The organism is Pelagovum sp. HNIBRBA483 (genome assembly GCF_040931995.1).
Taxonomy (GTDB): domain Bacteria; phylum Pseudomonadota; class Alphaproteobacteria; order Rhodobacterales; family Rhodobacteraceae; genus JAEPMR01.
On the sequence record NZ_CP162412.1, the window covers coordinates 2,524,596 to 2,543,245 of the forward strand.

At 54.3% G+C, this 18,650-nt stretch carries 18 protein-coding genes; 7 read left to right on the plus strand and 11 right to left on the minus strand.

What is annotated here, in order from left to right; translation table 11 throughout:
• Positions 1–57: 57 nt before the first annotated feature.
• Complete coding sequence (locus AB1E42_RS12385; RefSeq protein WP_368344541.1) at positions 58–1,953, plus strand: propionyl-CoA synthetase; 1,896 nt, start codon at positions 58–60, stop codon at positions 1,951–1,953.
• Positions 1,954–2,029: 76 nt separating this feature from the next.
• Complete coding sequence (locus AB1E42_RS12390; protein WP_368344542.1) at positions 2,030–2,437, plus strand: hypothetical protein; 408 nt, start codon at positions 2,030–2,032, stop codon at positions 2,435–2,437.
• A gap of 17 nt (positions 2,438–2,454) precedes the next feature.
• Here AB1E42_RS12390 and AB1E42_RS12395 read toward each other — a convergent pair whose 3' ends face one another.
• Positions 2,455–3,213: an NAD kinase gene (locus tag AB1E42_RS12395; RefSeq protein ID WP_368344543.1), complete on the minus strand. Its 759-nt coding sequence runs from the start codon at positions 3,211–3,213 to the stop codon at positions 2,455–2,457.
• Positions 3,214–3,462: 249 nt separating this feature from the next.
• Between AB1E42_RS12395 and glyA the strand changes: the two genes are divergently transcribed.
• The 3 genes from glyA to AB1E42_RS12410 all read left to right on the plus strand — a co-directional run bounded on the left by glyA (position 3,463) and on the right by AB1E42_RS12410 (position 6,259).
• Positions 3,463–4,758 (plus strand): serine hydroxymethyltransferase, encoded by a 1,296-nt coding sequence (glyA, locus tag AB1E42_RS12400; RefSeq protein WP_368344544.1) that lies wholly within the window; start codon positions 3,463–3,465, stop codon positions 4,756–4,758.
• Positions 4,759–4,848: 90 nt separating this feature from the next.
• Entirely contained in the window at positions 4,849–5,601 is a 753-nt protein-coding gene (locus AB1E42_RS12405; RefSeq protein WP_368344545.1) for an alpha/beta fold hydrolase, read from the plus strand.
• 82 nt (positions 5,602–5,683) lie between these two features.
• Positions 5,684–6,259 (plus strand): hypothetical protein, encoded by a 576-nt coding sequence (locus AB1E42_RS12410; protein WP_368344546.1) that lies wholly within the window; start codon positions 5,684–5,686, stop codon positions 6,257–6,259.
• 41 nt (positions 6,260–6,300) lie between these two features.
• Here AB1E42_RS12410 and lepA read toward each other — a convergent pair whose 3' ends face one another.
• The 5 genes from lepA to meaB all read right to left on the minus strand — a co-directional run bounded on the left by lepA (position 6,301) and on the right by meaB (position 10,700).
• Complete coding sequence (gene lepA, locus AB1E42_RS12415) at positions 6,301–8,100, minus strand: translation elongation factor 4 (RefSeq protein WP_368344547.1); 1,800 nt, start codon at positions 8,098–8,100, stop codon at positions 6,301–6,303.
• 99 nt (positions 8,101–8,199) lie between these two features.
• Positions 8,200–8,631: a low molecular weight protein-tyrosine-phosphatase gene (locus AB1E42_RS12420; RefSeq protein WP_368344548.1), complete on the minus strand. Its 432-nt coding sequence runs from the start codon at positions 8,629–8,631 to the stop codon at positions 8,200–8,202.
• Between the two features lie 11 nt (positions 8,632–8,642).
• Positions 8,643–9,170 (minus strand): copper chaperone PCu(A)C, encoded by a 528-nt coding sequence (locus AB1E42_RS12425; RefSeq protein ID WP_368344549.1) that lies wholly within the window; start codon positions 9,168–9,170, stop codon positions 8,643–8,645.
• Positions 9,171–9,301: 131 nt separating this feature from the next.
• Positions 9,302–9,589, minus strand: coding sequence for a 50S ribosomal protein L28 (rpmB, locus tag AB1E42_RS12430; RefSeq protein ID WP_368344550.1), 288 nt, complete (start codon positions 9,587–9,589; stop codon positions 9,302–9,304).
• Between the two features lie 121 nt (positions 9,590–9,710).
• Complete coding sequence (gene meaB / locus AB1E42_RS12435) at positions 9,711–10,700, minus strand: methylmalonyl Co-A mutase-associated GTPase MeaB (protein ID WP_368344551.1); 990 nt, start codon at positions 10,698–10,700, stop codon at positions 9,711–9,713.
• Between the two features lie 84 nt (positions 10,701–10,784).
• Between meaB and AB1E42_RS12440 the strand changes: the two genes are divergently transcribed.
• Entirely contained in the window at positions 10,785–13,184 is a 2,400-nt protein-coding gene (locus AB1E42_RS12440) for a ligase-associated DNA damage response DEXH box helicase (RefSeq protein WP_368344552.1), read from the plus strand.
• On the plus strand, positions 13,144–13,869 hold the full coding sequence (gene pdeM, locus AB1E42_RS12445) for a ligase-associated DNA damage response endonuclease PdeM (RefSeq protein ID WP_368344553.1): 726 nt from the start codon (positions 13,144–13,146) through the stop codon (positions 13,867–13,869). Before AB1E42_RS12440 ends, pdeM begins: the two co-directional genes overlap by 41 nt.
• On the opposite strand, the gene AB1E42_RS12450 is transcribed toward pdeM, so the two are convergent.
• The 5 genes from AB1E42_RS12450 to AB1E42_RS12470 all read right to left on the minus strand — a co-directional run bounded on the left by AB1E42_RS12450 (position 13,843) and on the right by AB1E42_RS12470 (position 18,560).
• Positions 13,843–14,604 (minus strand): LytTR family DNA-binding domain-containing protein, encoded by a 762-nt coding sequence (locus AB1E42_RS12450; RefSeq protein ID WP_368344554.1) that lies wholly within the window; start codon positions 14,602–14,604, stop codon positions 13,843–13,845. The genes pdeM and AB1E42_RS12450 overlap by 27 nt on opposite strands.
• Before the next feature lie 124 nt (positions 14,605–14,728).
• Positions 14,729–15,622 carry a bifunctional methylenetetrahydrofolate dehydrogenase/methenyltetrahydrofolate cyclohydrolase FolD gene (gene folD, locus AB1E42_RS12455; RefSeq protein WP_368346431.1) on the minus strand — a complete coding sequence of 298 codons (894 nt, stop codon included), beginning with the start codon at positions 15,620–15,622 and terminating at the stop codon, positions 14,729–14,731.
• Positions 15,623–15,624: 2 nt separating this feature from the next.
• On the minus strand, positions 15,625–16,506 hold the full coding sequence (locus AB1E42_RS12460) for a bifunctional 5,10-methylenetetrahydrofolate dehydrogenase/5,10-methenyltetrahydrofolate cyclohydrolase (protein WP_368344555.1): 882 nt from the start codon (positions 16,504–16,506) through the stop codon (positions 15,625–15,627).
• Positions 16,506–16,817 carry a chorismate mutase gene (locus AB1E42_RS12465; RefSeq protein ID WP_368344556.1) on the minus strand — a complete coding sequence of 104 codons (312 nt, stop codon included), beginning with the start codon at positions 16,815–16,817 and terminating at the stop codon, positions 16,506–16,508. Before AB1E42_RS12465 ends, AB1E42_RS12460 begins: the two co-directional genes overlap by 1 nt.
• Positions 16,818–16,883: 66 nt before the next feature.
• Positions 16,884–18,560, minus strand: a complete 1,677-nt coding sequence (locus tag AB1E42_RS12470) for a formate--tetrahydrofolate ligase (RefSeq protein ID WP_368344557.1) — start codon at positions 18,558–18,560, stop codon at positions 16,884–16,886.
• Positions 18,561–18,650 lie beyond the last annotated feature (90 nt).

An 18,650-nucleotide genomic window follows, 5' to 3' on the forward strand; every position in this document is an offset into this window, starting at 1 on the left:
CTTGCTCGCTCCCGCGCCTCTCCTTAACACCGTAGGGGAATAGAGGAGGACACGATCATGGGCTTCAAAGACGTATACGCGTCATGGCAGCGGAATCCCGATGCCTTTTGGATGGAACAGGCACAAGCCATTTCGTGGGACAAACAGCCTACGAAAGCTCTTTTCGACGAAAACAAGCCTCTCTACGAGTGGTTCTCTGATGGCATGGTCAACACCTGCTACAACGCAGTCGACCGGCATGTAGAAGCAGGGCGCGGCGATCAGTCCGCTATCATCTACGACAGCCCAATCACAGGCACCAAATCTAATATCAGCTACAGCGAACTACAGACCCGCGTGAGCACGCTTGCGGGTGCGCTGCGCGCCAAAGGTATCGAAAAGGGTGACCGCGTCATCATCTATATGCCGATGGTGCCGGAAGCTCTGATTTCAATGCTTGCAGTGACACGAATCGGCGCGATCCATTCGGTGGTATTTGGTGGGTTCGCGGCAAACGAGCTTGCCGTTCGCATCGACGACGCAACCCCAAAAGCAATTATTGCGGGTTCCTGCGGGATCGAGCCGGGAAGGATAGTGGCCTACAAGCCGCTGCTCGATGGCGCAATTGAAATGGCGACGCACAAACCCGAGTTCTGCGTGATCCTGCAACGGGAGCAGGCAGCAGCGGACCTTATCGCCGGACGTGATTTCGAATGGGAAGCATTCCAGCAAGGCGTTGCACCCGCTGATTGCCTCCCGGTAGAGGGCAACCACCCTGCCTATATTCTTTATACATCCGGTACGACTGGCGCTCCCAAAGGGGTGGTTCGTCCGACCGGCGGCCATCTGGTTGCGCTCAACTGGACCATGAAGAACATCTATAATGTCGATCCCGGTGATGTTTTCTGGGCGGCATCGGATGTCGGTTGGGTCGTCGGGCACAGTTACATCTGTTACGCGCCGCTGATCCACGGCAATACAACGATTGTATTTGAGGGTAAGCCTGTTGGCACACCTGATGCGGGCACCTTCTGGCGCGTGATATCAGAATATAACGTCAAAGCCTTCTTCACGGCACCGACGGCACTGCGCGCCATCAAACGCGACGACCCGCAAGGCGAAATGATCAAAGGCTACGATATCTCGCAACTGAAAGCGCTTTATCTCGCCGGGGAGCGGGCGGACCCCGATACGATCGAGTGGGCGCAGCGTGTCATGGGCGTCCCCGTCTATGACCATTGGTGGCAAACCGAAACGGGCTACACCATTGCAGGCAATCCGGCAGGGATTGAGGCGCTGCCTGTTAAAATAGGATCGCCGACTGTCGCTATGCCCGGGTACGACGTTCAGATCCTCGACGAAGGTGGTAATCCCGTTTCCAATGGTGAGCTTGGCGCCATCGCAGTCAAACTCCCCCTGCCCCCGGGTACGTTGCCAACGCTATGGAATGCCGATGATCGCTTCCGCAAATCTTATTTGACCACTTTCCCAGGCTATTACGAAACCGGCGATGCCGGCATGATCGATGAGGACGGCTACCTTTACATCATGGCCCGTACCGATGACGTTATCAACGTTGCCGGTCACAGGCTCTCGACCGGCGGCATGGAGGAAGTCCTCGCAAGCCACCCAGACGTGGCCGAATGCGCGGTGATTGGCGTTGCTGATCAGCTTAAGGGTCAGCTCCCAATGGGGTTTCTCTGCCTCAACAAAGGATGTGAAAAGGATCACGCCGATATCATCGCTGAATGCGTGAAACTGGTCCGCGAAAAAATCGGACCTGTCGCGGCCTTTAAATTAGCTGTCGTCGTCGACCGACTACCCAAGACCCGCTCAGGAAAAATACTGCGGGGCACAATGGCGAAGATTGCAGATAACGAAGGCTTCAAGATGCCGGCCACCATCGACGATCCGGCGATCCTTGATGAAATACGCGCGGCGGTACAGTCTTTGGGATACGCGCAAGGCAGCTGAATCTCCTTTGAGCGGCGGCGTTTCCGTTGTTTACTCTGATTATGTTACGGAGGGGCAAACCATGGAAACGCTTTTAATGACAATTCATTTCTTATCGCTAGCGGTAGGAATTGGCGGTGGCGTCGCAACTGCTATTGCGGGGGCACAGTCAGCAAACGAGGAACCAAGCAGCGCGATGGCGCTTGCAAAACTTCAATCCCGCGTTGGCAATGTAGGATATGTCGCGCTGATATTGCTCTGGGTTACCGGCATCTGGATGGTATTTGCCAAATACGGTGGATTTGGCGAGCTTACCGCCAGCTTCAACTTGAAAATGCTCGGTGTTCTTGGCCTCACCGGGGCATTGACTGGCATTCAGATTACCAAGCGCCGCGCGATCGCGGCTGGAAAAGCACCAGACCCAGCGCGGATGAAGATGATGGGTCAAATCGCTCTTTTGTCGGCTGTATTCACCGTAATCATGGCAGTCGTCACATTTGGCTAGTGAAAGACAGCCATGGCTCAGGCAAATTGTTCTTGAATGAGCCGTTCTTCCAACCCGTGGCCTGGATCGAAAAGAATTTGATGCCTGATTGTCGGCTCTGACCGGATTGTCACTGTAGCGACATTCCTAACGGAACGACTATCCGCATCTGCCATCACCGGGCGCTTTTGTGGATTGATCACCTCAAAACGCACCTCTGCGGACTTGGGAAGTAAGGCTCCGCGCCAACGCCGCGGCCGGAAAGCCGCCATCGCCGTCAATGCGAGGACATCCGCGCCAATCGGTAAAATCGGGCCGTGAGCGGAGTAATTATAAGCGGTAGAGCCCGCAGGAGTAGCGATGAGGGCTCCGTCACAAACCAGTTCCTGCATGCGGAGCCGCCCATCAACATAGATCCGCAATTTTGCTGCCTGCGGCCCCTCACGCAGCAGCGAGACTTCGTTAATGGCTAGAGCCGCTGCTTGGCGTCCATCAACGCAAACTGCGTCCATGCGCAGAGGGTTTAGCACGGCGATTTCTGCGGCTTCCAGCCGGTAGAGAAGGTCGTCTTCATGGTATTCGTTCATCAAGAAACCGACCGTGCCACGGTTCATTCCATAGACAGGCACATCAAATTCTTGTGTGTCATGCAGCGTCTGGAGCATGAAGCCATCCCCGCCCAGAGCTACGATTACTTGCGCCTCTTCAATGGGATAATTGCCATATCTCTCGATCAGAACGCTTTTGGCATCCTGCGCAATTGACGTATCTCCTGCGGTAAAGGCAATCTTCTTCATCTTGCTCCATTCTGAGCGAAAATGTTTCTCGTACCATCTTGCTAACAAATCTCTCAGATTTTGCTAGCCACCTTTGCTCTGATCCACCTCAAACACTGCGGTCACCATGATCAACAATTGTTGCCCTTCAGAAAGAGACGCGACAAATTGCTTCGCTTCTCAAGAAGAATATGACGTTTTCGAGGGTTCACCTCTCCCATCAATGCCCCTAATGATCCGTCAACGAAACCCCTCATGAGAGGAACCGACATGAACGCCACGACCCGTGATTCCGGCTTCTTCACCGAAAGCCTTTCTTCCCGCGATCCAGAATTGTTTGGTGCAATCCGCTCCGAATTGGGCCGCCAGCGCGACGAAATCGAGCTGATCGCTTCTGAAAACATCGTCTCTGCCGCCGTCATGGAGGCACAAGGGTCGGTAATGACAAACAAATACGCCGAAGGGTATCCGGGGCGGCGTTACTACGGTGGCTGCGAATATGTGGACGTCGCAGAGAACCTGGCAATCGAACGTGGATGCGAACTGTTCAATTGCGCATTTGCCAACGTACAGCCAAACTCCGGCTCACAGGCAAACCAAGGCGTGTTCCAAGCGCTTCTTCAGCCCGGCGATACGATCCTGGGCATGAGCCTCGACGCAGGTGGCCACCTGACGCATGGCGCACGCCCGAACCAGTCGGGCAAGTGGTTCAATGCTGTTCAATACGGTGTTCGCCAACAAGATAGCCTAATCGACTATGAACAGGTTCAGGCTCTCGCAACCGAACACCAGCCCAAGATGATCATTGCCGGTGGTTCTGCCATTCCGCGTATCATCGACTTCGCGAAGATGCGCGAAATCGCCGACAGCGTTGGCGCATATCTGCTGGTTGATATGGCACACTTCGCAGGCCTCGTTGCCGCTGGACTGTACCCATCTCCGTTCCCGCATGCGCATGTCGCCACGACGACCACCCACAAGACCCTGCGCGGCCCCAGGGGTGGCGCGATCTTCACAAACGATGAAGCAATTGCGAAAAAAGTGAACTCGGCGATTTTCCCTGGAATTCAGGGCGGTCCGCTGATGCATGTAATTGCAGCAAAGGCAGTTGCTTTTGGTGAAGCGTTGCGACCTGAATTCAAGCTCTATCAGGAGCAGGTCATCAAGAACGCTCAAGCCCTTGCAGATCAGTTGATGAAAGGCGGATTGGATATCGTGACTGGCGGTACTGACAGCCACGTCATGCTGGTCGACCTGCGCCCCAAGGGCGTCAAGGGGAACGCCACTGAAAAGGCACTTGGTCGCGCGCATATCACCTGCAACAAGAACGGCATTCCGTTCGACCCCGAAAAACCGACCGTCACATCGGGTATCCGCCTTGGATCGCCAGCTGGCACCACGCGCGGTTTTTCTGAAGCAGAGTTCCGCCAAATTGCTGACTGGATCGTCGAAGTGGTGGATGGGCTTGCAGCCAATGGCGAAGAGGGCAACGCAGAGGTGGAGGCGAAGGTACGCAGCGAAGTGCAAGCACTGTGCGCTCAGTTCCCGCTCTACCCGTCACTTTGATCAGCTCGAGTCACTTGGTATAGGGGCGCTTCGGCGCCCCTTTTTTCATTAGACTGGAACATAATTGGCAAGCTGGATGAGTCTAGGCACATGCTGAACGTCGTACAACAAACTCAAAACGGTCGTCCGAAGCTGCTAGTCGTACATGGGCTGTATGGCTCTGCGCGCAATTGGGGGATAATTTCAAAGCGTCTATCGGATATTCGCGATGTGAGTGCGGTCGACATGCGCAACCACGGATACAGCCCATGGTTCGATAGCCATACATATCATGACATGGGCGATGACCTCGCAGAGGTTGTGAGCAAGATGGGCGGCCCCGTCGATGTCATCGGGCATTCAATGGGGGGAAAGGCTGCTATGATGCTCGCGCTCACGCGGCCCGAAATGGTGAACAAACTCATTGTCGCAGACATCGCCCCAGTAGCTTACTCGCACAACCCAGTCGAAAATATTCTCGCCATGCGGAGGGTCGATCTTACAAAGATCGAACGACGTGCTGACGCTTTAGAGCAACTTACCGGGCTTGATCAGGGCTTGGCCGAATTCTTTCTGCAAAGTCTGGACATGAAAGAGAAACGGTGGCGGCTTAATCTCGATATTCTCGAAAAACATATGTCTGATATTGTTGGCTGGCCGAACCCAGACGGGACTTTTATGGGGGAAACCTTCTTCCTATCAGGGGCGCTTTCAAACTATGTCGAGCCAAACCATAAAATGATTATCAAAGACCTATTCCCAAAGGCGCGATTTGCGCGTTTGAACGGCGCAGGGCACTGGCTCCATGCCGAGAAACCCAGAGAATTCGAAGCGGCAGTCCGAGCGTTCCTTCAAATGAGCTGAACTTCCGTTCGCAATCCATTCTTATGATCCAACTGGTGTAATCTAACGTATACTTTGCATTCTATATTCAAAGGCGCTCTAAATGAACAAATTGTCCTTTTCTGCTGCCGGCTTCTTGCTAAGCGCAATCACTTCCGCGCAGGCACACACGCCCATCATAGATGATGGCGCCAAAACATTGCGCGATCCGATGGTGATCGAAGATCCAGAGCATTCGAAGGCGATCTTTTCCACATTGCAAGGTGACGCGCAGTACTATCGCTTCAGCGCGACGGACAGTTTTGATTTTTATGTCGGGATTACCGCGCCCAAACTGGATGCCTGCGACCTGCAACGGACTTTCTCTTTCGACATTTTGAACGACCGGCTCGAGGTCATTGACAGCCGAGACGGAGACGATTTCGATTGGTGGCCGTGGTATGAAGAGTATGGCAAGACTTGGTATTGGGTTGGCCCAGAAATAGGCGAGGATTTTGGCTCCACGCAGCAATTGCCGGCAGGCACATATTATGTGCGCGTCTACAACGACACAAATCTTGGAGAATATGCGCTCGCAATAGGTGACGAAGAACGCATGGGAATCGGCACCATGTTACGCCTGCCCGGAACCCTTAGAACGATGCGCAATGTTTACTGGGACGACAGTGAATGTAACTAAAGCATAAGGCGGGAAGTGCTTCCCGCCTTATGCTTTTGAAGTTAGCTGTCCATTTTCAATGCACTAATGAATGCCTCTTGCGGAATATCGACCTTACCGAATTGCCGCATCTTTTTCTTCCCAGCCTTTTGCTTGTCCAACAGCTTGCGCTTGCGCGTGGCGTCACCACCATAGCATTTGGCTGTTACGTCCTTCCGCAACGCCGAAAGGGTTTCGCGTGCGATGACCTTGCCGCCGATTGCTGCCTGAATCGGAATCTTGAACATGTGGCGCGGGATCAGGTCTTTCAGCTTTTCACACATGGCGCGACCGCGCATCTCCGCACGATCCCTATGCACCATCATTGAAAGAGCGTCGACCGGCTCGTCATTGACCAAGACCTGCATCTTGACGAGATTATCCTGACGATACCCTGTGAGGTGATAATCGAAAGAGGCGTACCCTTTAGTGACCGACTTCAGCCGGTCATAGAAATCGAAAACCACCTCGTTAAGTGGCAGGTCATATACAACCATCGCGCGGCTACCCGCATAGGTTAGATCCTGCTGGATACCGCGACGGTCCTGGCATAATTTCAAAACATCGCCAAGATATTCGTCGGGAACCAAAATAGTTGCTTTGATACGCGGTTCCTCGACGTGGTCGACATGCGTAAGATCGGGCATATCTGCTGGATTGTGAAGCTCCCGCTGAGTGCCGTCCTTCATGAAGATATGATAAACCACGGACGGTGCCGTTGTGATCAGCTCGATATCGTACTCACGCTCGATACGGTCTCGGATCACTTCCAGATGCAAAAGACCGAGGAACCCGCATCGGAAACCAAAACCGAGTGCGGCGGAGGTTTCCATTTCGAATGAGAAACTCGCATCGTTCAGCGCCAGTTTTTCGATCGCATCCCGCAAATCCTCGAATTCTGCGCTATCGACGGGGAAAAGCCCGCAGAACACCACCGGCACCGAAGGTTTGAAGCCCGGCAGCGGGGTTTCCGCGCCCTTTTTCTCGTGGGTGATTGTATCGCCGACCTTGGTATCGCGAACCTGCTTGATCGAAGCAGTTAAGAAACCGATTTCCCCTGGACCGAGTTCATCCACGTTCTGCATCGCAGGTCGAAATACGCCGATTCGGTCAACGCCATATGATGCACCTGTTTGCATCATCTTGATCTTGTCGCCCTTCTTCAGGACACCGTCCATGATGCGAACAAGAACGACCACCCCAAGATAGGCGTCATACCAGCTATCGACCAGCATTGCCTTCAGCGGAGCATTCCTCTCCCCTTTCGGCGCAGGCAGTTTCTTGACAATAGCTTCGAGCGTTTCCTTGATACCGACACCAGTTTTCGCCGATACGCGGATCGCATCCATTGCTTCAATGCCGATCACATCCTCAATTTGCTCTGCAACGCGATCGCATTCCGAAGCCGGCAAATCGATCTTGTTCAGGATCGGTACGATTTCGTGATCCGCATCAATTGCCTGATACACGTTAGCAAGTGTTTGCGCCTCGACCCCTTGGGTGGAATCAACCACCAGCAATGATCCCTCAACCGCGCGCATGGAACGGGAGACCTCGTAAGTGAAATCGACGTGTCCTGGCGTGTCGATCAAGTTGAGAACATACTTCTCGCCATCTTCAGCAACGTAGTCGATCCGTACTGTATTGGCTTTGATCGTGATGCCGCGCTCACGCTCGATGTCCATCGCATCAAGGAGCTGTTCCTTCATATCCCGATCTTGAACGGTGCCCGTCGACTGGATCAAACGGTCAGCGAGCGTCGACTTTCCATGATCGATGTGAGCGACAATCGAGAAGTTTCTGATATGAGCAAGATCGGTCATTTCATTCCGGATGCTGGCAAAAGACTATCAGGCTGAATGCAGCGCATCGCGTGTTATTGCAAGGGGTTTAGAGCGAATAGGCGAAAGACAGTGCGGTATTCAACGATAGGCAGCAACCAGACCCGCTATGCACTTCTTGATCAATACAATGCAGCCTTCAAAATCCAACGTGTAGTAAGGGTCAGGGATTTCGCACTCATCGTCAGGGCTAAAATCGGTCAATAATCGAATTGGTGGTCGATCCGTCCCGGGCGCAAGTGCTTCGATCGCTGCGCGGTTCTTTTCGTCCATGGCGATAATGAGATCAAAGCGCCCTAAATCGGCCTTTACCAGCTGGCGCCCGCGCAACTCATCCATATGAAGGCCGTGCTTTCGTGCGGCCTCCCTCATGGGGCCATACGGCGCTTCTCCCACATGCCAATCGGAGGTGCCCGCACTATCGATCGTCCAATTCGGTGCAACTTCGCGCGCCACAGCCTCAGCCGTTGGCGAGCGGCAGATATTCCCTAAACAGACAAAAAGAACGCGCATCGATACCAAACTTAATGATCGTGAGCGCCTTGATGCTCACTGTGCCCGTCTTCACCGTGAGACATATGTTCCTCCATGGCACCATGCCCACCACCAGCGTTTGCAGCCATTACCTCGACCTGTACGAGAATCTCAGTTCCGTCGTCGAATACCAAAGTAAGCGGGAACTCGGTGCCAATTTCATATTCAGAGCCGACACCCATCAACATGATGTGGTCGGCACCACGAGCGAGTTCGGCCGTGCCACCAGCGACGACCGGAATTCCACCCTCGATGCGCATCATTCTCATCACACCATTTTCATCTTCTATGTTGGTGTGCAATTCGACACGCGCGGCCACGTCGGAAGACACGGCAAGCAGTCTCCTATCTTCATCTGAATTGTTGTGAATGACCATGAAAGCGGCCCCTGCCATCGCCATTGCACCACTTGAAACAGCATAAGGATGGTGCACGGTAAGCGTGTCGGCGGATTGCGCATGAGCGGAAACCGAATAAACCGCCAGAGCGATGATAATGGATAGAGGCTTCTTAAACATGAAAAACTCCTGATGTTTCCCGCATGCGTATGCCGATCCCGGATCATAGGGACGATGACACATCGTCGCGCACAAAACAAAAGGCCCGGCGTTAAGAACGTCGGGCCCCAAAAAAACCTAACCAAAAATGGTTATGCGCCGGCTTGTGCCTTGGCGATCTCTTTCTTGACTTTAAGAGCGGCCGCGGACAGTTCGTTATCTTTCGCTTTTGCAAGGAAAGCATCGAGGCCACCGCGGTGGTCCACGGTCCGCAGAGCAGCCGAGGATACACGGAAGCGGAAGGAGCGGCCGAGCAGATCAGACTGAAGGGTCACATCCTGAAGGTTGGGAAGAAAGCGACGCCGTGTTCTGTTCTTGGCGTGGCTGACATTGTTGCCAGTCATCGGGCCTTTGCCCGTCAATTCGCATTTGCGCGACATAGGAAATTCCTTTTTGTTTTTTCCGGCCACCAGGGCTGGTTGGGTAAATGGGCAAACGCCCAGCGCTCAAAGAACTCAAGCACCTACAGGCGGCGTGAAATAGGGGCAAAGGGAGATGCAGTCAAGCATTATTGGACTCAATGAACTGACGCACAATTTTCGCGGCTGCCTGCGCCGGCGCAGCCTCGCCCCGCGCTACCGCGCCCTCCTCCTGCGCCAAAACGGTCGCGAGGTTTGGATCTCGAACAAGTTCTTCAAGCAGTTGCGATCGCACTTCCTCAGAGAACCAATGCAATGCCTGCGCCTTGCGGGTCGTCTCCCATATTCCCTTTTCGCGCCGCCAATCGGCGAGAGCCTGAATTTCACCCCAGACCGCTTCCAGACCCTGCTCCTCGATAGCGGAAACGAGCAGCGCCTTGGGGAAGCCTTCAGGGTCTTGTGGTCGTTTCCTCAATAGTCGGAGCGCGCCAGAATAATCAGCGCACGTCCGTTGCGCCTGTGCGCGCAGATCCCCATCCGCCTTATTGACCAAAATAAGATCTGCAATCTCCATTATGCCGCGCTTGACGCCCTGCAATTCGTCACCCCCAGCCGGAGCAAGCAAGAGCAGGAACAGGTCCGACATTTGGGCAACCATGGTTTCAGATTGGCCCACTCCGACTGTCTCGATCAAAATAACATCAAAGCCAGCCGCTTCACACAAATGCACCGCATCACGCGTCCGCCGCGCGACGCCACCAAGCTGCGTTTGTGACGGAGAAGGGCGAATGAACGCATGTGGCTCACGCGAAAGCAGCGCCATGCGCGTTTTGTCTCCGAGGATCGAGCCGCCACTACGGCTGGATGAAGGATCGACGGCCAATACAGCGACCCGCAAACCCTGCCGGACAAGAAACAGACCGAAGCTCTCAATAAATGTCGATTTCCCTACGCCGGGCGTGCCTGAGAGCCCGATCCTGAGTGCTTGGCGTCCTGTTCCACATGCTGCAAGCAAATCAAGGGCTTGCTGGCGATGATCGGAACGCAAACTTTCAACGAGCGTAATCGCACGCGATAGCGCACGGCGGTCTCCGTTTCGGATTTTTTCAGCAATTGCGGCGAGTTCTTTCATACTTGCTTCATATCGTCTGTCCTGCGCATGTCCAGCCAAAGGGTTTAACTTGACGAGAACATCGAGCATATCAATTTGCAGTCCATGACGCATTTTCCACATCAAATAACCTCGTGGTTCACCGCGCAAGGTTGGGACGTACATCCCCACCAGCGCGCTGTCTTTGAAAATGCGCATGAGCGATCTGTCCTGCTAATCGCGCCCACGGGTGGCGGAAAGACAATGGCGGGCTTCTTGCCGACTTTGGCAGAGTTACTGCACAATCAGCAAACCGGCCTTCACACAGTTTATGTCTCCCCCCTGAAAGCCCTCACAGCGGATATCCAAAGAAATCTGCTCAAACCTATCGAATTCCTTGGTCTTGATATCCGCGTCGAAGATCGGACGGGTGACACCTCGCAAACGACCAAACGGCGCCAGCGGGTAGATCCCCCTCACATCTTGCTGACGACACCCGAAAGCCTCGCTCTCCTGTTATCCTACGAGGAAGCACCAAAAATATTCGCGACGGTGAGACGGGTTATCATCGACGAAGCCCACGCCCTCAGCGAAAGCAAACGCGGCGATCAACTGATGCTCGCACTCTCGCGGCTCCAGGCCATTTCGCCCCAGATGAGCCGGATCGCTCTGTCCGCCACCGTCGATCAACCAGAAGCGCTGGCGGCGGAGATTGCGCCGTCACCGGCCCAAACAAAAGTCATTTTCGCCGATCCCGGTCCCGCTCCCGACATTCGCATGCTGACCTCAGAGAACCGCGTGCCTTGGTCGGGCGGCGGGGGACGCCACGCGATTCCGGATATTCTCGATGAAATCAGCCGACATCAGACGACACTGATTTTTCACAACACACGCGCACAGGCAGAAATCTTTTTCCACCATTTGTGGATGGCGAATGAAGATGATCTCCCAATCGGCATCCATCACGGAAGCCTGTCGAAATCCGCCAGGGCAAAGGTCGAACAGGCGATGGTCAACGGCCAAATGAGGGCCATCGTTTGCACGGGCTCGTTAGACCTCGGCATTGACTGGGGGAATGTAGATCTTGTCATTCAGGTGGGGGCACCCAAAAACATCAAGCGACTTGTTCAGCGGATTGGACGTGCAAATCATCGCTACAACGCCCCTTCCAAAGCGATAATAGTACCCGCAAACCAGTTCGAAGTCGTGGAATGCATCGCTGCACTCGATGCCGTTAGGGACAGCGCGCTGGACGGAACAGCAAAAGCGGCGGGGCCATTGGATGTTCTCTGCCAACATATTCTGGTCCGCGCATGTTCGAGCCCTTTCGATGCGAATGACCTGTTCGAAGAGGTCACAACGGCCGGCGCGTATAAAGGTCTAGATCGAAAGGCATTTGACGATTGCCTAAACTTTTGCGCGACCGGCGGATATGCGCTCCGCGCTTATGACAAGTGGAAGCGTCTGAGGCAGGATGATCACGGAAACTGGTCCCTCCGCGACCCGCGAACCGCCGCAATCATTCGCATGAATATCGGCACCATCCAAGACACTGACACCCTGAAGGTGAAGATGCGCGGTGGCGGACAGCCACTCGGTGAAGTCGAAGAGGCCTTTGCCGCGTCGCTCACACCTGGAGACACTTTCTTGATTGGCGGAAAGATTGTCCGCTATGACGCCTTGAAAGAACTCACAGTTCAGGTGAGTAGTTCAGCTTCGAAATCGCCAAAAGTAGCGGTATTCAACGGAACAAAGTTCGCTACATCTCTCCAGCTCTCAGAGGGAATATTGAAGATTCTCAATAATCCCGAGCGGGCTGATCTTCCGAAAAAAAGTAAAGAATGGCTAAAACTGCAGGCACAGTTTTCCAAAATCCCACAAGCAGCCGAATTACTCGTTGAGAGTTTCGAGCATGACGGCCGTCAGCACAACTGCCTCTACGGCTTCGCAGGTCGAAATGCCCAACAGACCCTCGGCCTGCTGTTGACACACCGGATGGAGCGAACGGGACTGGCCCCGCTTGGCTTCGTCGCGACTGACTATGCCACTTTGATATGGGGTTTGGAGCGTGTTGAAGACTGGTCCAATCTGCTCTCCGATACTAACCTTCGTAGTGATCTGGAGGGCTGGTTGGCTGGTAATACGGTGATGAAACGCACCTTTCGTTCCGTCGCTACGATCTCCGGCCTGATCGAACGGAACAGTCCGCAGCAACGTAAGTCCGGGAAACAAGCCACATTCTCAAGCGATATCTTGTACGATACGTTGCGAAAATATGACCCTGAACATCTCTTGTTAAGGATGACCAGGTCCGAAGCTGTAGCTGGTCTTGTCGACTTTGGCAGGATTGAAGAAATGCTGCACCGCACCAAAGGTGCCATAAGGCACATGCACCTCGAACGGGTCAGCCCACTTGCCGCACCGCTGCTGCTTGAAGCGGGGAAAATTCCAATTCATGGTGAAGGGCGCGCACGCCTAGAAGAACGTGAAGCTGAAAAACTCCTTCGTGCGGCAGGACTCGGATGACGACAATGACCTTGACGAGCCAGTGCGCTCAAAAATCATGACAGGCTATCGCTTTCAACTGAATGACACACTTCTCGAAGCCCAGAACAGTGGTGCGCTTTGGGTTGAGAGATTACAATTGCTTTGCGTTTCCGATCTGCACTTGGGCAAATCCGACAGGCTCGCCCGTAGTCGTGGCGTCCTGCTACCTCCGTATGAGACGATGGAAACGCTTAGTCGCCTAGCAGATGCCATAACGCTATTTGACCCCAAAATTGTGGTCTGTTTGGGCGATAGCTTCGATGATCCACTGGCCGAAAACAGCCTATCTGAAACAGAGCGCGATACCCTCGCAACTCTTCAGGCAGGGCGCGAATGGATTTGGATTGCCGGCAATCACGACCCCGCTCCTGTTTCAGTCGCAGGCCAAAGCAAAATTGCCTACTCGACGAGCGGGCTGACTTTCCGGCACGAAGCGACTGATAACGCTTTTGAAATTTCAGGGCATTTTCACCCCAAGCACAAAGTGCCTTCGGGGCGGCTCCGCCCGGCGTTCATTCATGACACCACCCGGCTCATAATGCCCGCTTTTGGTCTATATACTGGAGGACTGCCGGTGAAAGCCCCGGAACTACAAAAGTGGTTCCCGAGCGGTGGTATCGCCGTTCTATGCGGCGGCTCAAGGCCCCTTCCGGTCCCGTTCTGAGATACCAAAGTGCGCAACCAAGGCCGTGACAGTTTCGTGATATTTCTTGCCGACGGGTACGACGTCATTCGACGAAAGACGCACGATCCATTTCCCCTCGGATTTCTCAAAGTCTTTGATCGCGGAATTTGCAGCCCAATGCGAGCGATGCACCTGGGTACCTTCGACACCGTCCATCTCATCAATCGCATCAGACAGTCGCATTAACAAGCGATGGGTACTGCCATCATCGAGCCGAACAATCACATAGTGATCTTCGCTGCGGATATGGATGATGTTTGCCGTCGCGTCATCGGGCAACCTTTGTTTCAACCGGATAAGTTCGGGCCTGAACCCTGCAACGCTACCCGCAGATGACCCGTTCAAATCAAATAGAAGGATACGCCCAACTGTCAGAGCAACCCCAATGGCCAATACCAGAATGAACACTTTCTGGAAAAACGAAGGTGAAAGTGAAGCAACAGGAAGTACAACAGCACTGAAGCCAACGAATACAGGTGTACAGATGAGCGAAAACACAAGCAGCGTAAGCAGGTCACGCACCCAACGGGAGGACGACGAACCAAGAACTCCCTCTACAGATCGAGAAAGGATCAACGCGATCAGCGTACCCGCCGCACAAACTGCGCACCAGTAAGCGAGACGTACGGGCCAATCCAATGCCTGATAGGAGCCGAATGGCCCAGACACCCCAATAGCGGCGCCCGTGATCGTGGCGGCGGCCACAGCGCGCACAGGTCCTGCTTTTCGAAGAGACACTACTGATTGCATCAATTGTCTCAAGATGGTCCCCCGCCGCAACAAAATTTGCGTGTCCCCTACCCCATGAAGATAGGGGGCCCCGCAGAATTTTCTACCACTATGCGGTTAGGCCCTCAGGTTCTGCCAGGTCGTTTGCGCGGCAGCAGGCGGTAAGTGTGTTAGCCAGAAGACAGGCAATGGTCATCGGCCCCACACCACCGGGAACGGGTGTTATGGCGCCGGCAACAGCGGCACAGCTTTCGTAGTGACAATCACCGACGAGACGCGCTTTGCCTTCGGCGCCTTCAATACGGTTAATACCAACGTCTATAACGGTCGCACCTGGCTTGATCCAATCTCCAGTAACCATTTCGGGGCGACCTACCGCGGCAACAACAATATCAGCTTGGCGCACGACCTCAGGTAGATCCTTCGTGCGGCTATGTGCAATTGTCACTGTGCAGCTATCGCCGAGCAGCAATTGAGCCATAGGCTTGCCAACAATGTTCGAGCGGCCGACAACGACTGCACTAAGCCCCGACAGTGAACCGTGATGTTCACGCAGCATCATCAAGCACCCAAGCGGGGTACACGGGACCATGGATTTCTGTCCTGTACCGAGCAGACCGACATTGGAGATATGGAAGCCATCTACATCCTTGGCCGGATCGATGGAATTGATCACCAAATCACTGTCAAGGTGAGCAGGCAAAGGCAGTTGGACCAATATGCCATGCACATCTGGGTCATTATTCAGTTTCGCAATGAGCGCGAGGAGATCCGCCTCAGACGTATCAGCGTCAAGCCTGTGCTCATATGAATTCATACCGACTTCAACAGTCTGTTTGCCTTTCGAGCGGACGTAAACTTGGCTCGCGGGATCTTCACCGACCAATACAACGGCCAGACCGGGCGTGATCCCATTTTCGCTTTTCAGCTTAGTAACATGCGCCGCGACTTGCTCTCGCACACCTGCGGCAAATTTTTTGCCATCAATAACCGTCGCACCCATCATCAAACCTCCGTTTTAGCGTAAGCGTCGCTGTATGCTTCCATCTGAAGCCGCGTCGCATGAATTGCGTTGCGCATAAGAACTGCAACAGTAACTGGCCCCACGCCTCCAGGCACCGGCGTCAACCATCCCGCTACCTCGGCACAAGACACGAAATCGGCGTCACCGACTGTCTTACCGTCGACACGGTTGATGCCGATATCAATCAAAGCAGCACCAGGTTTGATCATGTCGCCAGTGACCAAACCGGGTTTACCAACAGCGACAAAAACCGCATCCGCCGCCCGCGAATGCATAGCCACGGATCGTGTCATGTGGTGGCAGACCGTGACCGTTGCCCCAAGCCCCATAAGCAGGAACGCGATCGGCTTACCGACAATCTCAGAATGACCGATGACCGTAACGTCCAGCCCTTCGATCTTCAGGGGCAATGTCTTGAGGAGCTCAACGGCCGCAACAGCGGTGCATGGTCCCAATTGCAGATCGTTATAAACAATATTACCGATCGATGCGGGGTGCATCCCTTCCACGTCCTTTAAGGGATGGACGGCTTTTTGAAGGGTCTTGACTGGAATATGTGAAGGGAGTGGACGTTGAACGATAATCCCGTTCACACGCGGATCAGCGTTAAGGCCTTGCAACACACCAACGAGTTGCTCCATTGAAATGTCATTCGGGTAATTGCGTGCCTCGAATTGCACGCCTGCGCTTTCGGCGCTTCGCTGTTGGTTCCTGACATAAATTTCAGATGCCGCAGCATCGCCAACGGAGATCGACACCAACCTCGGCTGCCAACCCTTCGCTGCGAGTTCCGAAGCCTCTTTGGCAATCTCCTGCCGCATTTCGGCGGCAATCGACTTACCGTCTATCAGTGCAGCGCGCATTATTTCGCCCTCTTGTCAGATTCGCCCAAAACCCGCTCTTCGCGCGAAATGGACCACTCGATAAGTTGCCTCCAAAGTGTCTCCGCAAACTCGGGATCGAACCCCTTCGAATCTGCGTGTACCCGAACCAGTTCGACGACTTCTTCAACCCTTTCGGAAATACGGGCAGGCAACCCAGCGGCAGCTTTAATTTCAATCGCCCGGTCAATCATTTCGGCTCGTTTCGCCAGAAGCTCGATCAGGCCCAAATCAATTCGATCAATCTCAGCACGCAATTCCGCCATTGAGGCGATCTGTTCGGTGCTTTTCATAATAACCTCCGAAAGGGTGCGGGCATGGAAGTGTCCATGCCCGCTTGGAGGACAGAGTTCAAGGGATCAGAAGAGGCCTTCGATATCGCCATCAGCATTTAGCTTGATGTTTTCTGCGGAAGGAACCCGCGGCAGACCGGGCATGGTCATGATCTCACCGCAGATCACTACAACGAAGCCAGCACCAGCGGACAGGCGTACTTCTCTTACCGGTACAGTGTGCCCAGTCGGCGCACCACGCCAATTCGGGTCTGTCGAGAAGCTGTATTGGGTTTTTGCCATGCAGATCGGGAGGTTCCCGTAGCCCTGATCTTCCCACTCACGCAACTGGTCGCGGATCTTTTTGTCAGCGATAACTTCATCGGCATGGTAGATCCGCTTTGCGATCGTATCGATCTTTTGGAACAACGGCATGTCGTCCGGATAGAGCGGCGCGAAGTTGCCCATGCCTGCATCAGCGATTTCTGCAACCCGCGTGGCAAGATCGACCGTGCCTTCCGAACCTTTGGCCCAGTGCTGGCAGAGAATTGCCTCAGAACCCTGCTCGGCAACGTAGGCCTTTACCGCTTCAACTTCGGCGTCGGTGTCAGTCACGAAGTGGTTGATCGCAACGACAACCGGCACACCGAAGGATTTCACATTGGCGATATGGCGACCAAGGTTCGGGCAGCCTTTCTTGACCGCGTCCACGTTTTCCGCGCCAAGGTCAGCCTTGGCGACGCCACCATTCATCTTCATGGCGCGAACGGTCGCGACGAGAACAACCGCATCAGGTGCCAAGCCAGCCTTGCGGCACTTGATGTTCATGAACTTTTCAGCCCCGAGGTCAGCACCGAAACCAGCCTCAGTCACCACATAATCTGCGATTTTGAGGGCAGTCGTCGTTGCCGTTACCGAGTTACAGCCGTGTGCGATGTTGGCAAACGGACCGCCGTGAACGAAGGCAGGGTTGTTTTCCAAGGTTTGCACGAGGTTCGGTTGCATCGCGTCTTTCAGCAGTACAGTCATCGCGCCATCCGCCTTGATGTCGCGGCAGTACACCGGCGTGCGATCACGGCGGTAGGCTACGATCATGTCGCCAAGGCGGCGCTGGAGATCTTCGAGGTCTTTGGCAAGACAGAGGATCGCCATAACTTCGGAAGCAACCGTAATGTCGAAGCCTGCCTCGCGCGGGAAGCCGTTTGCGACGCCACCAAGCGACACGTTGATCTGACGGAGTGCCCGGTCATTCATATCGACCACGCGCCGCCAAGCCACGCGGCGAATATCAATCTCCAGCTCGTTGCCCCAGTAGATATGGTTGTCGATCATCGCGGACAGCAGGTTGTGTGCCGACGTGATCGCGTGGAAGTCGCCGGTGAAGTGAAGGTTCATGTCCTCCATCGGCACAACTTGTGCATAGCCACCACCAGCGGCGCCGCCCTTCATACCAAAGTTCGGCCCGAGCGATGCCTCGCGAATACAGATCGCCGCTTTCTTGCCGATACGGTTCAGACCGTCGCCAAGGCCAACGGTCGTTGTCGTTTTGCCTTCCCCAGCAGGGGTTGGGTTGATCGCTGTGACGAGGATCAATTTGCCGTCTGGACGATCCTGCACGCTATCGATGAACGCTTGGCTAAGCTTCGCTTTATCATGGCCGTAGGGAAGAAGATCGTCGCTACCGATCCCGAGTTTGGCGCCAATTTCTTGGATGGGTTTCTTATTCGCGGCGCGGGCAATTTCGATGTCGGTCTTGAAGCTCATTTTGCTGGTCCCTGTAAAAAGTGAGCACACGGAAACTTTCGCGCATGCGTTGGCACAGCTTTAGCGGTCGCGGAACGCGTCAGGCACCGC